11 protein-coding genes are annotated in these 13,987 nt (G+C 46.6%); 8 read left to right on the forward strand and 3 right to left on the reverse strand.

Features of this window, described 5'->3' with window-relative positions:
* The first annotated feature begins 324 nt into the window (after nucleotides 1–324).
* The 3 genes from AC6CIF_RS24270 (at nucleotide 325) to AC6CIF_RS24280 (ending at nucleotide 4,948) form a co-directional block, all read left to right on the forward strand.
* Complete coding sequence (locus AC6CIF_RS24270; protein ID WP_498201816.1) at nucleotides 325–1,842, forward strand: leucine-rich repeat domain-containing protein; 1,518 nt, start codon at nucleotides 325–327, stop codon at nucleotides 1,840–1,842.
* Nucleotides 1,843–2,151: 309 nt separating this feature from the next.
* On the forward strand, nucleotides 2,152–3,492 hold the full coding sequence (locus AC6CIF_RS24275) for a glycoside hydrolase family 30 protein (RefSeq protein ID WP_498201817.1): 1,341 nt from the start codon (nucleotides 2,152–2,154) through the stop codon (nucleotides 3,490–3,492).
* Between the two features lie 295 nt (nucleotides 3,493–3,787).
* A complete protein-coding gene (locus AC6CIF_RS24280; protein WP_498201818.1) occupies nucleotides 3,788–4,948 on the forward strand; it encodes an MFS transporter in 1,161 nt (386 codons plus the stop codon).
* 137 nt (nucleotides 4,949–5,085) lie between these two features.
* On the opposite strand, the gene AC6CIF_RS24285 is transcribed toward AC6CIF_RS24280, so the two are convergent.
* Complete coding sequence (locus AC6CIF_RS24285; RefSeq protein WP_498201819.1) at nucleotides 5,086–6,048, reverse strand: endo-1,4-beta-xylanase; 963 nt, start codon at nucleotides 6,046–6,048, stop codon at nucleotides 5,086–5,088.
* 262 nt (nucleotides 6,049–6,310) lie between these two features.
* On the opposite strand from AC6CIF_RS24285, the gene AC6CIF_RS24290 reads away from it, so the two are divergent.
* Complete coding sequence (locus tag AC6CIF_RS24290) at nucleotides 6,311–8,605, forward strand: 5'-nucleotidase C-terminal domain-containing protein (RefSeq protein WP_498201820.1); 2,295 nt, start codon at nucleotides 6,311–6,313, stop codon at nucleotides 8,603–8,605.
* Between the two features lie 321 nt (nucleotides 8,606–8,926).
* Here AC6CIF_RS24290 and AC6CIF_RS24295 read toward each other — a convergent pair whose 3' ends face one another.
* Nucleotides 8,927–9,859: a macrolide 2'-phosphotransferase gene (locus AC6CIF_RS24295; RefSeq protein ID WP_498201821.1), complete on the reverse strand. Its 933-nt coding sequence runs from the start codon at nucleotides 9,857–9,859 to the stop codon at nucleotides 8,927–8,929.
* 430 nt (nucleotides 9,860–10,289) lie between these two features.
* On the opposite strand from AC6CIF_RS24295, the gene AC6CIF_RS24300 reads away from it, so the two are divergent.
* A complete protein-coding gene (locus AC6CIF_RS24300) occupies nucleotides 10,290–10,646 on the forward strand; it encodes a hypothetical protein (protein WP_498201822.1) in 357 nt (118 codons plus the stop codon).
* A gap of 232 nt (nucleotides 10,647–10,878) precedes the next feature.
* Nucleotides 10,879–12,324 (forward strand): DEAD/DEAH box helicase, encoded by a 1,446-nt coding sequence (locus tag AC6CIF_RS24305; RefSeq protein WP_498201823.1) that lies wholly within the window; start codon nucleotides 10,879–10,881, stop codon nucleotides 12,322–12,324.
* 78 nt (nucleotides 12,325–12,402) lie between these two features.
* Here the strand turns inward: AC6CIF_RS24305 and AC6CIF_RS24310 are convergent, their stop codons facing one another.
* A complete protein-coding gene (locus AC6CIF_RS24310) occupies nucleotides 12,403–13,248 on the reverse strand; it encodes a DKNYY domain-containing protein (RefSeq protein WP_498201831.1) in 846 nt (281 codons plus the stop codon).
* A gap of 51 nt (nucleotides 13,249–13,299) precedes the next feature.
* Here AC6CIF_RS24310 and AC6CIF_RS24315 point away from each other — a divergent pair, with 51 nt between their 5' ends.
* Nucleotides 13,300–13,668: an AbfB domain-containing protein gene (locus AC6CIF_RS24315; RefSeq protein ID WP_498201832.1), complete on the forward strand. Its 369-nt coding sequence runs from the start codon at nucleotides 13,300–13,302 to the stop codon at nucleotides 13,666–13,668.
* Nucleotides 13,655–13,741, forward strand: coding sequence for a hypothetical protein (locus AC6CIF_RS24320; protein ID WP_498201833.1), 87 nt, complete (start codon nucleotides 13,655–13,657; stop codon nucleotides 13,739–13,741). Before AC6CIF_RS24315 ends, AC6CIF_RS24320 begins: the two co-directional genes overlap by 14 nt.
* Nucleotides 13,742–13,987: the final 246 nt, after the last annotated feature.

Genomic DNA, 13,987 nt, shown 5'->3' on the forward strand with positions numbered 1-13,987 from the left:
TGGATTGAATAGGGTCGGCGGGAGATGTTTTATTTTTTTTGATAAACATGTCTCTGAAGAGTGCAGAGCAGGGTTTGTTTCATATAGAATAGAAGTAGAGAAATACCCATTACGAAATTTCTTGTTCCTTTTCCCTGTTGACGGGTTAATAACTATAGATGTGCTTTGAGCCGAACCTGCATATGTTAAACTATTCAATTCACACTGAACACTCCCGTGGGCAGATCAACCTTCCGGTCGCTGTTATCGTGTAAATACTATACTTATCTAACTCAATCTGTTCGGATTATTTTATAATTCTAAAAATCGGAGGGAATGCATGCAATGAGAAGAATGACGCTATTATTTCTAGTATTCATCCTGAGTCTCGGGGCATCGGGGCAAGCCATGGCTTACACGACTTCAGACTTGGGTGAAGGAATCATCGAAGATCCCCTACTTGAGGACGGACTGAAACTAATCCTGAACAAACCTCTGGATGTTCCACTGACTTCATCTGATCTGGAACAGCTTGAGGTAGTGGATCTGAGCAATGCAGGTATTCACAGCCTGTCCGGTCTCGAATATGCAACCAACATGACGCACCTCCGATTATATGGGAATGAGATTGAGGATCTCACACCGCTGGCGCACCTAACCCAGCTTCGCGAGATCGATGTTCGCAATAATTACATTACATCCATAGACGCACTTGCTGAATTAAAAGACTTGGGACGGCTGTATATCAGCAACAATTCCATTTCTTCCATAGAGGTTGTACGTGGGTTCAACCGATTACATACGTTCCACGCCAGTGGTAACCAGATTGCCAGTATTGCGGCCCTCTCGGATGCGGATGCACTGAAGTGGCTTGAGATTTCGAACAATACCATTAGCGATCTGACACCACTCATGGGTAAAACACGGCTCCAACAACTCAATGTAGCGAATAACCAGATTCAGACGCTGGACGTACTGGCTGAATTGCCAAATACACTGCGGAATCTGAATGTGGCAGGTAATCAAATCACGGATCTGACACCACTGGAGCACATGACACGCCTTCGGACACTTGATATCTCTGGTAACCAAGTACAGCATCTCAAGGGGCTTGAGGAACTGACTGGGCTGACAGAGCTGAATGCAGAGTCCAATCAGATCTATGATCTGGAACCTTTACGGCAGCTTTCCAGCCTGGACGTGTTGAAATTATCCAACAACCGGGTGTGGGATCTGACACCGATCGCAGGTTTTACGTTTACCCGTGATCAGTCAGCGACAAATGTTATACAGGATATCTCGGCGTCTACCTCGTTATCCTCCGGTATTCAGACTTCTGTCTCAGAGGTTGAGCCTGCCGGACTCACGGTGCAGAACAATTATCTGGATGTTGTGAGTGGCAGTCATACGATGCAGCTTCTGAACCGGATGAATGTGCGGGAGCAGAAACGAACGCCGCAGGGCAGCTTCCAGCGTCTGATTGAAGGGTCCACCACCGCCTATGTTGGAGATCGCGCTTATGCACTGGATGCTGCACCTTTTATCGATGAAGGGCGGACCTATGTGCCTCTGCGTTTTGTCTCGGAGCAGTTAAACGCCCGTGTGAACTGGAACAGCGGTACACGCGAAGCCGTGATCACACAGAATGATAAGACTATCCGCTGGAGCGTGGGTAACAAACAAGTTGTCGTGAATGATACACTTGCGATCAATGATGCTCCTCTTCTGATGAAAAATGGTAAAGCTTTTGTACCGGTTCGCTTCATCTCGGAGCAATTCAATACCTCTGTTGGTTACATCGGAAGCAGCAAAACAATTCTGATTTTTGAAAATAAGCAGATTGGTGAGAGTGTACAGCCTTAAAAGGTGTCTCACGTTCATTTTCAGCCATAAGAGAATATGAGAAACATAGCGAAAGTCCCCGTCTGAACAATCAGCGGGGATTTTTGTTGTGCCATGATAGTTTTGCTACGACATTGGATAATGGTATATGGACATCGCTGATCACAAGCAAATACAGCATACGATCTGTCTGTGCGGATACGAACTCGTGATGCTTTATCTTGGATTAGGGCAAATTTTACACGGTTTAGCACATCTTCTTTTGCAGTGAGAGTTGTTATACTGAACCTACTATATGACAACTGAGGTTCAAGCGAGGAGGAAATTCACATGACATTTACGCTCACTGGTTATTCCACAACCCAAGACAACCCGTGGAGAGAGCTATCTTTTGTAACGACCAATGAAAGCGCTAACTTAAAACTGACGGGTGAACAGCACCAGCTTGTGGAAGGGTTTGGCGGATGTTTCAACGAGCTTGGTTATATGGCTTTGTCCCACTTAAATGAGGAGCAGCGCCATGAGGTATTTCACTCTCTCTTCCATCCAGAGGGTGAGCACAAGTTTAACATCTGTCGCCTGCCGATCGGCGCAAGTGATTATGCAGAGCAGTGGTATAGCCACAACGAGGTGGACGGCGACGTAGCCATGGAACATTTTTCGATCAATCGTGATTTCAAATATCTGATTCCTTACATCAAGGAAGCTCTGACTTATAACCCGAACCTGCAATTCTTCGCCTCGCCATGGAGTCCGCCAACGTGGATGAAGTCGCCCAAGGCCTATAACTATGGCACGCTTCGTTGGGAGAAAGATATTCTGGAGGCCTACGCCCTGTACTTCGTAAAATTTGTACAGGCCTACCGTGAAGCAGGCATTACCATCCATCAGGTGCATGTGCAGAACGAAGTGATTGCAGATCAGAAATTCCCTTCTTGCATGTGGACAGGCGAGCAGCTTCGTGAGTTTATCGCCGATTATCTGGGCCCGGCTTTTGACCAACACGGTCTGGATACGGAAATCTGGCTGGGAACAATCAACGCCCCTGACCCATGGGAGGAATTGATTAAGAAAAAAACAAACGACTTCGACGAGTACGCCGGGCTTGTCCTGAGTGATCCAAAGGCCTATTCCTATATCAAAGGTGTTGGGTATCAATGGGCAGGCAAAAATGCCATTCAACGTACCTCGGCGAGTTATCCGGAGCTGCGTTATATGCAAACCGAGAACGAATGCGGTGATGGCAACAACTCATGGAACTACGCTAAATATGTATATAACCTCTACCAGCACTACTTCAGCAACGGAGTGAACGCGTACATCTACTGGAACATGGTTCTGGAACCCAAAGGCCGTAGCACATGGGGCTGGGAGCAAAACTCCATGATCACCGTAGATCCGGACAATAAGGAGGTTACTCGAAACCCCGAGTATTATGTGATGAAACACTTCGCTCATCATATTGTTCCTGGTGCTCGAAGAGTCGGTCTGTCAGGTGCGTGGAGCGGGAAATCCGTTGCTTTCCGCAACCCGGATAACAGTCTAGTCGTTGTCATCAACAATCCATTCCAGGACCGTCGTGACCTGTATCTAACCTTTGAAGAAGGACATACCCTACACATGAAGCTGGAGGCAGATTCGTTCAACAGCATGGTTATCCAACCGAAATAACTACTCCAACACATCGTTAAAAGCGTCAGGCCCAAGAATTCCCGGGGCCGGCGCTATTTTTCATGGGCCAGACCATGCTTATTGTCACCATGACTACTCCTGTAGAACACAAGCTGAAGACAACTTAAAGATATGACTTTTCACCTTTTATATTTACAAATCTATAAATCTAGATATAATGTAATCCAGAGAACTTACTCTCATGTCCATCATATTATAGGAGGCAAGGCAGGCTCATTTTAGCATGATATATCTATTTTTCTGTATATTTGAATTCATTGGAGGTACGCTTTACATGAAATCACAACAGGTCAACCCACTCCTTATCCTGATGCTGGCACTCGGGGTATTCGGGATTATTACAACAGAAATGGGAATCGTGGGGGTACTGCCTCAGGTTGCGAATAAATTCAATATTACGGCTGCACAGGCAGGTTGGCTGGTCAGTATATTTGCGCTGGTCGTAGCCGTTGCGGGCCCTTTTCTCACCTTGCTGGCGTCTGGAATTAATCGCAAAATCATCCTGTTAGCCGCTGTGCTGATGTTTGCCATCTCGAATGTCGTCTATGCCTACGCCACAACCTTTGATACCATGCTGATCTTCCGTATCATTCCCGCGTTATTCCATCCCGTCTTCTTTTCCGTAGCCCTGGTCACCAGTGCCCAACTCGTGCCAGCAGAGAAAAGCAGTCAGGCCGTCGCCAAAGTATTTACCGGAGTTACCGCGGGCTTTGCCTTTGGCGTACCACTGACATCTTATCTTGCTGAACGCCTATCCCTCGAAATCGCCTTCATGTTTGGAGCGATGGTCAGTGTGGTCGCCTTTATCGGAATTTGGATCTGGTTACCCTCAATGCCCTTGAAGGAAAAGATGTCCTATGGTAAGCAGCTTGGTATTCTGCGCAAACCCGGGTTATGGCTGAATGTTGCCGCAGTCATTTTTATATTCGCCGCCATGTTCTCTGTATACAGCTATTTCGCCGAGTATCTTGGGCAAGTCACTCACATGAGCGGATCATGGATCAGTGTCATGCTGACCGTCTTTGGTGTCGTCATGATCATCGGAAATTTGGGGTTTGGACAGTTTCTGCGTAAGAGCGTGGTCCGTACTGTTCTCATGTTCCCCCTGCTCTACATAGCAGCTTACGCACTCGTCTATTGGGCCGGTCCCCACTTCATGTGGATGATTATTGTAGTCTTTATTTGGGCATCGGTGCATTCAGGAGGATTAATTGTAAGCCAAACCTGGTTAACCGCTGAAGCGCAGGATGCGCCTGAATTCGGCAACAGTTTGTATGTATCCTTTTCCAACCTTGGTATTACCTTGGGTACTGCCATCGGAGGCTGGTTCATCGCGAACCTGGGGATACATCAACTGATCTGGAGCGGAATGATCTTTGCACTGATCGCTTTTGTCTTGATTTGGATTAAAATTAAAAGTTTCCCTGCACCATAAATTGCCGAACACTGTTGAGAGAAAGCACTAACACAAATAGCGCCATATTCCCATGCTTAACATGTAGAACAGGCGCTATTTGGTGTTATATGATTACCGGATTTATAAAGGATGCTCCGACTCGTCAAAACGCACGCTTAAGGATTGTTCGCCAGGTAATTTCTCAGCCATTGCATAGCCGGACGTTCTGTACCGTTGCTATTGACCAAGTGGGAGCCAGCCTGCCAGGTTTGATTTTGGTTGTAACCCCACAGCGTCACACCTTTAACAGCAGAGTGTTTCCACAGCACAGGGAATTTCTGCTGATAACGTTGCAATTGTGTATTATCGTCACCTGTCATATCCAGCTCGGATACATAGATTGGCAACCCTGTCGCTGCAAGCTTGTTCAATACCGTGTTCATCGTGTTTACAGAAACGTTGTCCATATTGAAGTAATGCGCCTGGATTCCAATACCATCAACTAGACCTCTGTTTTTCAAAAGGTTGATAATCTGGATATATTGGTCCGCTTTAGCAGGATCACCGATAATACCATATTCATTAATTAACAATTTGGAGTTAGGGAAGGCTTGTCTCGCCTGTTGGAATGACCAGATAACCCAATCCCAGCCAGTGGCTCCATCTCCACCAATGGCATTACGATAGGATGGTTTCGCATGCAGAGGTTCATTCACCACATCAACAAAGGCAGACTTCGAATACCGTTGCCCTGCGGCTTTAATCCATTGTGTCACTTCAGCCTTCTGATCTGCGGCTGAGAGACTGTTAATCCAATTTGGCTGTTGATTTCCCCATACGAGCGTATGGAATTTGAACGGAAATCCATTGTTGTTAGCATAGTTGTAGGCCATGTCCGCCTGGCCCCAATTCATTACGTTGCGTGTGCCTTCAATAGCATCCCACTTGGTAGAGTTCTCTGGAGTTACCTGATTCCAATATGGGCTAAAATTCGAAGGAACCTGGTGGGCAATAATATTGCCCAGAAATTTGCTACCTTTCGCCAAACCAGCACTCACACTACCAACCGCAACAGAAGCAGCGAGAATCCCTACCAATGCCAGTGAGCCGACTGTTTTAAACCACTTAGACTTAATCAATGATTTTCCTCCTTAGAATTCATTTTTTGTAAAGCGCTTACAAACATCATTTTACTGGATAATTTTGGTTTTTAACACCTGTCAAATTATAGTATTTTATTGTGAAAAAAATAGAATTTAGTGATTTTTCTGAAGTTATTTATAGATTCACTCTCTTAAATCCAACATAACTCTTACATTGGAGTTTACATTCACCACATGTTTATCTAGTATGAAATGATACATATCTTTACACACACTAGATAACAAGGGAGATTACAACATGCGCAAAATTTCAACGAAACGTTTCGCCGGATGGCCTTTATCTTTCCTCTTATGTGCCTCCATTTTGTTCGCCCCTTTTGCTTCCACTCCGGTTCAGGCTGCTGAGGCAGACAAGGAGACCAAGATTACGTTGCTCGGCACATCGGATATTCATGGTCGATTCATGCCGTGGGACTATGCTCTGGACGGTCCAAATCCAACTGGAAGCATGACACAGCTCTACACCATTGTGAAAAAAGTCCGTGCTGAGAATCCCAACACGATCCTGCTGGATGCAGGAGACATGATTCAGGATAACTCGGCTGAGTTGTTCAATGATCAACCTCAATCTCCCATGATGGTTGCAATGAACGAGATGAAATATGACGCATGGGTTATGGGTAACCATGAGTTTAACTTTGGACTGGACGTACTGGAGAAGATCTCTTCCCAATTCAATGGACAGCCTCTCGTGGGTAATATTTTCAAAGAAAACGGCGACCGCTACATGCCTGCCTATACGATTATCGAGAAAGACGGAATCAAAGTAGGTGTTATCGGAATGAACACACCTATGATTACCGAGTTTGAAAAAGGGACGGATCACCTGGACGGTATCATCGTCAAAGATCCTGTGGAAGAGACCAAGAAGGCCATTGCTGAGCTGAAAGGCAAAGTCGATGTCATGGTTGGACTCATGCATATGGGATTGGATAACGAGAACGGAAATCCGGGAACCGGAGTGACGGATATCGCCAACGCCAACCCGGAGCTGGCTGCCATTTTTGCCGGACACATGCATACCTTGATTGAATCCCAAACGGTTAACGGCGTATTGATCTCCGAACCGAATAAATATGGCTCACACATCTCTAGAATTGACCTTACATTTGAAAAAGACGGCGACAAAGTTGTGCTGAAAAGCAAGGAAGCTCAAGCTCTCGCTGTAAAAGCAGCCGACGGAACATATGAAGTCTCCGATCCTGCGCTGGAAGAGACTTTGCACCCGTTCCACGAGTTCGCTCGTGCCGATGCCAACATCGAAGTGGCTGAACTGAAAGGAACGAACCTGGTGCCTGCTGATGAGATTAAAGGTATCCCTGCGGTGCAGATCCAGGAAACACCTTTGTCTGACTTTTTCACAGAAGTGATGTTGCATTACAGTGATGCCGATGTGGTCGCGCACCAGATTGATAACGACAAGGCCAAGCTGGATGTAGGCCCGATTAAGAAAAAGGATATTGCATTCAACTACCAATACACCTTTGGTGAAGTGACCGTATATGAAGTTACCGGACGCGATCTGATGGATTATATGGAGTGGTCTGCGGGGTACTTCAACTCCACACGCCCGGGTGATGTGACCGTCAGCTTTGATCCGAAACGACGTGCTTCCAAATACAGCACCGATGATTTCTTCGGCGGCGTAACATATGAGATTGACCTGACCAAGCCATACGGTAGTCGGATTACAAATCTCAAGTACAGCGATGGGTCAGTGGTCAAAGAAGACGATACGTTGAAACTTGGCATGAACGCCTATCGAATGGAAGCCCTGATTGCCAAAGGCGGCGCCATGGAAGGGCGCAAGTTCAAGCAACTCTGGTCCTCCAAGGATGCCTCGGCATTTGGTGAGATTCAAGGTACGATTCGCAACCTGTCCATCGCCTATCTGAAAGATGTTATGAAAGGTGTCTACGAACCGAAGATTCAACACAACTGGAAAATCACCGGCGTAGACCTGACTGCACCAGAGCGTGCAGATGTGGTAGAGTTAATTAACGATGGCATTATGTCTGTGCCGACAACAGAAGATGGCAAGTACACCAACATTGCCTCCATTAACATTTTGGATGCAGTGACTCAAGAAGAGATTGATACGCTATCTGCCAAAGCAGGTGTGAGTGCAGCACAATTCGCAGGTGTGAAAACCAAGGGAGCGTTCTATCAAAAGCTGAACAAGGCTCGCAAAGCGGCTGGCAATGGCGAGGGAGCAACTACTCCTACACCTGAGAAACCTACGACACCAACAGTACCAAAACCAAAACCAACTCCAGGCACGTCGAAACCTGGTAAACCATCCGCACCAAACACCGGTAAACCGGGTACCGTCAATAAAGGTAAACAAGCCAAGGTTACTGCTGCTTACCTGAACGTGCGCGCTGGCGCTTCATCCAAAGCGAAGGTCGTTGCTGCGGTACCAAAGGGCACTGTGCTTGAGGTAATCAGTACAGACAAGTACGGCTGGGTAAAAGTGAAGCTGGATGGACGTGTAGCATTTGTATACGGGAAATATGTGAGTATTTTGAAATAGGTACAATCGTTACGCATTACGCTTAACGAAAAAGAAAAAAGGGCGATTCTCCCATGAATATCATGGTGAGGATCGCCTTTTGCTAGGTTAACGAATGGTTATGCACATTGCCGTTCCTCTACTGCCCTGTGGGAATGAAGTATTTAGCCTTGTGGCAGGTTCTTGATTTTATCCCTAAAAACGTCCAATTGTATACCATTCGTTTCTTCTGTAAAGTCACGTAATTCATCCGATTCACCCTCATAGGCGGCAAGTACGTAGTCACCATCGACAATATAGTACATGCCGTAGCGGGTGAACGAAATTATATACCTTCGATGCTCAACCTCTCTTTACATGCCAGTTTGCCAGCATGCCTCTCGCCATTTCCATCGTCGACTCTTCCCCTGTGGTTAGAGCAAATTTGGCAACCAGTGCCGGGTAAGCAGCCCATTGTTCCCGAATATGTTCAAACATCTGAGGCCATGTCCTTCCCCCTGCCTTCTCGTATCGCTTCAGCAGATCGCGTAGTCCATCATCTTGGAAAAGTCCATAAAGGATTACAAAATCCTTACCCGGATCAGCGATCTCCGCTTCCGTCCAGTCGATGAGTCCGGTTACCCGCTGTGTATCATCGACAATGATATGCGGTGGGTGCAGATCCCCGTGATTAAACGTCGAGTGCTTCGGCCAATAGCTACCCACAGACAGCCACACCGTCCAGCGTTCCGCCAGTTGGTCCGGTACCGTAAAATTCTTTTTAATCTCCTCTATATTTGCCGCAAACTCTTTGCGAGCTTCCATAGGCGTCTTGATCCGAACTCCGCCCTTGGCCGCCTCCTCAGGATCAATGTTGTGCAATGCGGCAAGTGTAGCAGCCAGTGAATCCAGGAACTCGTCAGACAAGGTCTCCTGCGGGAAACGCCACGCATATCCTGCGCCAGCAGGATCTACCACTGCAATCGGGTCGCCATCCAATAGTGGATAAGCGATAAGTTCGGGCGTGCAGATTCGCCAGTCCGGTACCTGTGCCAGAACACTCCCCCGGACAACGTCCAGTACTCTACGTTCATTCTCGGCACGCCCCCATACGTCTTCACGCCGCGGCTGACGCAGAACCCACTTTTGTCCACTTATATCAGTGGCGAAGGCTACACGGAAGTCCATCCCGGACTCATTGATTTCCATTGATTCCTTGCGGATTTGAAGCCCATTTTGTTCAGCCAGCAACCATATATCCTGTGTGAAATCCACTTGTTCATTTGACTTTGTCATATCCAAACCTCCCCTTTTCCTTGGAAAAATAAAAAACACAGACATTCATGCCTGTGCTTTCGATCTCAGAATAGGGCTATACCTATTTTTGCGCACCCCCATAGTGGTACATCAAAGAACCACTCTTATGCAAGAGTGTCCACTACAAATAACGGCATACGTGTAAACAGGCAAACTTCTCCCGATGATCTGCACACAGGCAGTGAAACAGCAAGCGCAAGCAAACGTTCCGCTACTATCTCAATCGAAAAAAATTTACCACACGTATCCCTCCGTTCAGTAAGTTAACTATATGCTAACATATTCCAATTTCTAGCACCAGACTGAATCGACTGATTTTCGTTTTTTTATTGATATACAGGAACTTTGTCGCCTCAGGTAACGTCCATAGTTATAGATTGATTAAAAAGGATGCGAGGTGAGCACCCCAATGTCCATTGTACGAAGGTTATCCTTATTACCAGTGATCTTGCTTCTGCTAACGCTCGGATGCGCAGAGCAATCCGAGGAACAAGGGAAAGAGAAACCACATGTACGAGGAATGATTACGGATTTTGAGGAAGAAAGAGGTCAGGTACTCATCGAGAATAAAGAAGATGGCGGTGTTGATTCTGGACCGATTTGGGTCTCACTCAGCAAGGACGCCGAACTCATCATCGAAGAAGAGATTGTCACCGTCTCTTTGGATGAGACACTCGTTGGTCGAAGTGCAGAAGTGTGGATCAATGGAGTTATTGCTCAATCTTACCCTCCCCAAACCAAGGCTGTGAAGATGGTCATTCATTAACACCAAGCATATACGCCGATACATTTCGTTTCACGTGGAACGTTATGATACACATTACGAACATAACGGGTGGTTACTACTAAAATCGGAAATGATGAAAACAATTTACACACTTGAAGCATTTACTCCGTTAGCCTGCCTGCATATAGAGTATAATGAAGAGGTATACGATAAATGTACGGTGCAATGCTTGTATGTAGAGTATTCAAAACTAACGCAAAAGAGGTAAACGATGAGCGAGCAACAATTTAAAGATTATGGACTTGGTGAAGAGATCGTAAAAGCACTGGACAGTCTAGGCTATGAGACACCAACCGAGGTTCAAACCAAAGTTATTCCGGTAGCACTGGAGAATCAGGATCTTGTGGTCAAATCACAGACAGGTAGTGGTAAAACCGCTGCTTACGGCATTCCACTTTGCGAGCTGGTGGATTGGAATGAGAATAAGCCACAGGCTTTGATTCTTACACCAACCCGGGAACTGGCTTTGCAGGTTAACGAAGATATTACGAATATCGGCCGCTTTAAGCGTATTAAAGCAACCGCACTATACGGACAGTCCCCTTTTCATATCCAAAAAGCAGAGTTAAAACAAAGAACCCACGTGGCTGTTGGTACACCAGGTCGGGTACTGGATCATATCGAACGAGGCACGCTGCCACTTGAACGGATTGCCTATCTCGTTATTGACGAGGCCGATGAAATGCTGAATATGGGCTTTATTGAGACGGTACAGTCCATCATTCAGAAACTGCCGCAGGAGCGAGTAACGATGTTGTTCTCCGCTACATTCCCTGAGGATGTAGCTAAGCTGTCACGAAAATACATGAACAAACCGGTGGAGATCGAGATCAAGGCAAGTGGACTGACAACAGCCACCATCGAACATGCTGTGATTAACGTACCCGAGGTGAACAAAACTGCGTTGCTTCAGGACTTGTTCATTGTGGAAAATCCGGATAGCTGCATTGTGTTCTGCCGTACGCAGGAGAATGTGGATAAACTGTTCCGGGTCATGGCTGACCTTGACTATCCAGCAGATCGTATCCATGGTGGTATGGAGCAGGATGAGCGGATCGAAGTAATGAACGCATTCCGACGCGGACAATTCCGCTATCTGATCGCGACGGATGTAGCCGCACGTGGTATTGATATCACGAATATTACCCATGTCATCAACTACGATATTCCTTTGGAAAAAGAGGGATATGTTCACCGTACAGGCCGTACAGGTCGCGCAGGCAAAACAGGTAAAGCCATTACGTTGATTACACCGAAAGATGGCAGACGTCTCGCCGAGATTGAATCCTATATTGGATTCGAAATCCCTGTTGTGAAAGCACCTTCCGAAGAAGCTGTAGATCGCCGCAGAGAAGATTTTGAGAAGCGATTGAAGATTGTACCTGAACGCAAAAAGGACAAGCGTGAACAGCTGAACCAACAGATCATGAAGCTGAACTTCAACGGAGGCAAGAAGAAGAAACTTCGTGCCGTTGACTTTGTAGGTACCATCGCCAAGCTCGAAGGGGTAACCGCAGAAGACATCGGGATCATTACCATTCAGGACAATGTAACGGATGTAGAGATCCTGAACGGCAAAGGCCCTCTCGTACTGGAGCTTATGCAAAACACAACGATCAAAAAGATGCAGCTCAAGGTTCGCAAAGGTCACAAATAGTGTAATGAACACAGTCAAATAAATAGAAATTCAAACAGGGATAGTGGACTCTTTTCTAAGTCTACCATCCCTTTTTCATTACCTCTTCTTTTTCCGCACGGTACCGCCTTCCACAGTATACCGAAATAGCGCATCTTCCGTGCACCCGATATCATCCGTAACCTGAAACATCGATGCATCTCCTGACCTGTATACACTCCCCGTCACAAAGCTGAACACCACATGGTCATCCTTGCCCCAATATTGATTCAGCATGACAAATGTACTGCCGTTAACACCCTTCACTGTGCGTTTGCCATTGGCATTATACAGACCATTCTGATCCATTGCCCAACTTTGGGGATCAGCATCATATAAATGTGTAAAACTGGCTCGATCGATATGTTTATTCGGTTTACCCCATAGATATACACGATAGGCTTCCACCGCCCAACTGCCGGAAGGTGTTATTAACTCAAACGTCGCTGCATCTGCCCCCTTAATGATCTGAAGCACGTCGTCAGGATGACCGAAAGGCTGACTTGTCCGAACAACCTCGGCACGATACACATGTTGCTGATCCTTGGAAAGTCCAAGATGCTCCATCCCGGTGTAAGTTTCAAAATGCTGAGTATCCGCTCCATCTACACGGTAACCATTGTAATACACATGATTGCCATCACGACCGAAAGGTCCACCTAGCGGTTGGAACGTATCCGGGTCTGCTCCTTTTACAGTACGCCACTGAAAATAAACCCGTTCCTGGTCCCGTGCAAACTGCTCATCCAGTGGTTCAAAGTTAGATCTGTCGGCTCCACGGACAAGGTTGAATACCGCTTTTGCCTCCCGACGATACGTACCACCCCATTCGGTTCTATAAAAAATAGACGACGCGGTCTCAACCCAATTGCCTCTGAGCTGCGTAGCGCCCTGGTGAATGCTGATTTATGGAATAATCCAGGGAACTGGTACACCCCCACCCTGCACGAGGTCAAAATGTTGGGTCCTTCAACACCGGAAGCCACAGGTTACAGCCGGTTCAGTTCACACAACTATCCGGATCAATACATCCGTCATGCCAAATACACCGCTCGCGTGGATGCCAACGTCTCCCCTGTTCTGGATTCACAGTTCCGCGTCATACCGGGCCTTGCCAGCTCCACGGGAATTTCACTGGAGTCCATCAACTTCCCAGGCTACTTTCTGAAGCGCAACACCAGCAATAAAATTGTACTTGAAGCTTATGCCGACACCTCCGCCTATAAGGGAGATGCTACGTTCCTAAGCAGTCCAGGTTGGGCTGACAGCACCAAAGTATCCCTTCAATCGTACAAGTCAGCCCAGATATTACATCCGGCATTATGATTACGTGTTACAGCTCGATGCTATCAACGCATCCAGCAGCTCGACGGTGAAGAGTGACGTTACGTTTGGGTGAACCAATTTCTAAACAAAATAATTGGAGATGAGGATTAGCCACCTACATCTACAATTTAAAGCTCGGAAAGGCCGTTTTTCAGGGTTCAAAACTGAAGCGGTTCTTTCTGATGCACGGTTTCAGATATAGATTACGTAACCCCATCTCAGACTGAAAATGCAGGTTTAATTAGAGCGTAATCGCCAGCCAGACTGGATAGTGGCAGCCAGCTCTCTATCACTATTTTATAATGACCAGCATATGCCT

This window comes from Paenibacillus sp. GQ49 (genome assembly GCF_059759055.1).

Coding starts and splice junctions, on each gene's coding strand:
- AC6CIF_RS24315 (WP_498201832.1), top strand. CDS start 13,300: ATGTTGGGTCCTTCAACACCGGAAGCCACAGGTTACAGCCGGTTCAGT.
- AC6CIF_RS24305 (WP_498201823.1), top strand. CDS start 10,879: ATGAGCGAGCAACAATTTAAAGATTATGGACTTGGTGAAGAGATCGTA.
- AC6CIF_RS24275 (WP_498201817.1), top strand. CDS start 2,152: ATGACATTTACGCTCACTGGTTATTCCACAACCCAAGACAACCCGTGG.
- AC6CIF_RS24290 (WP_498201820.1), top strand. CDS start 6,311: ATGCGCAAAATTTCAACGAAACGTTTCGCCGGATGGCCTTTATCTTTC.
- AC6CIF_RS24295 (WP_498201821.1), bottom strand. CDS start 9,859: ATGACAAAGTCAAATGAACAAGTGGATTTCACACAGGATATATGGTTG.
- AC6CIF_RS24300 (WP_498201822.1), top strand. CDS start 10,290: ATGTCCATTGTACGAAGGTTATCCTTATTACCAGTGATCTTGCTTCTG.
- AC6CIF_RS24280 (WP_498201818.1), top strand. CDS start 3,788: ATGAAATCACAACAGGTCAACCCACTCCTTATCCTGATGCTGGCACTC.
- AC6CIF_RS24270 (WP_498201816.1), top strand. CDS start 325: ATGAGAAGAATGACGCTATTATTTCTAGTATTCATCCTGAGTCTCGGG.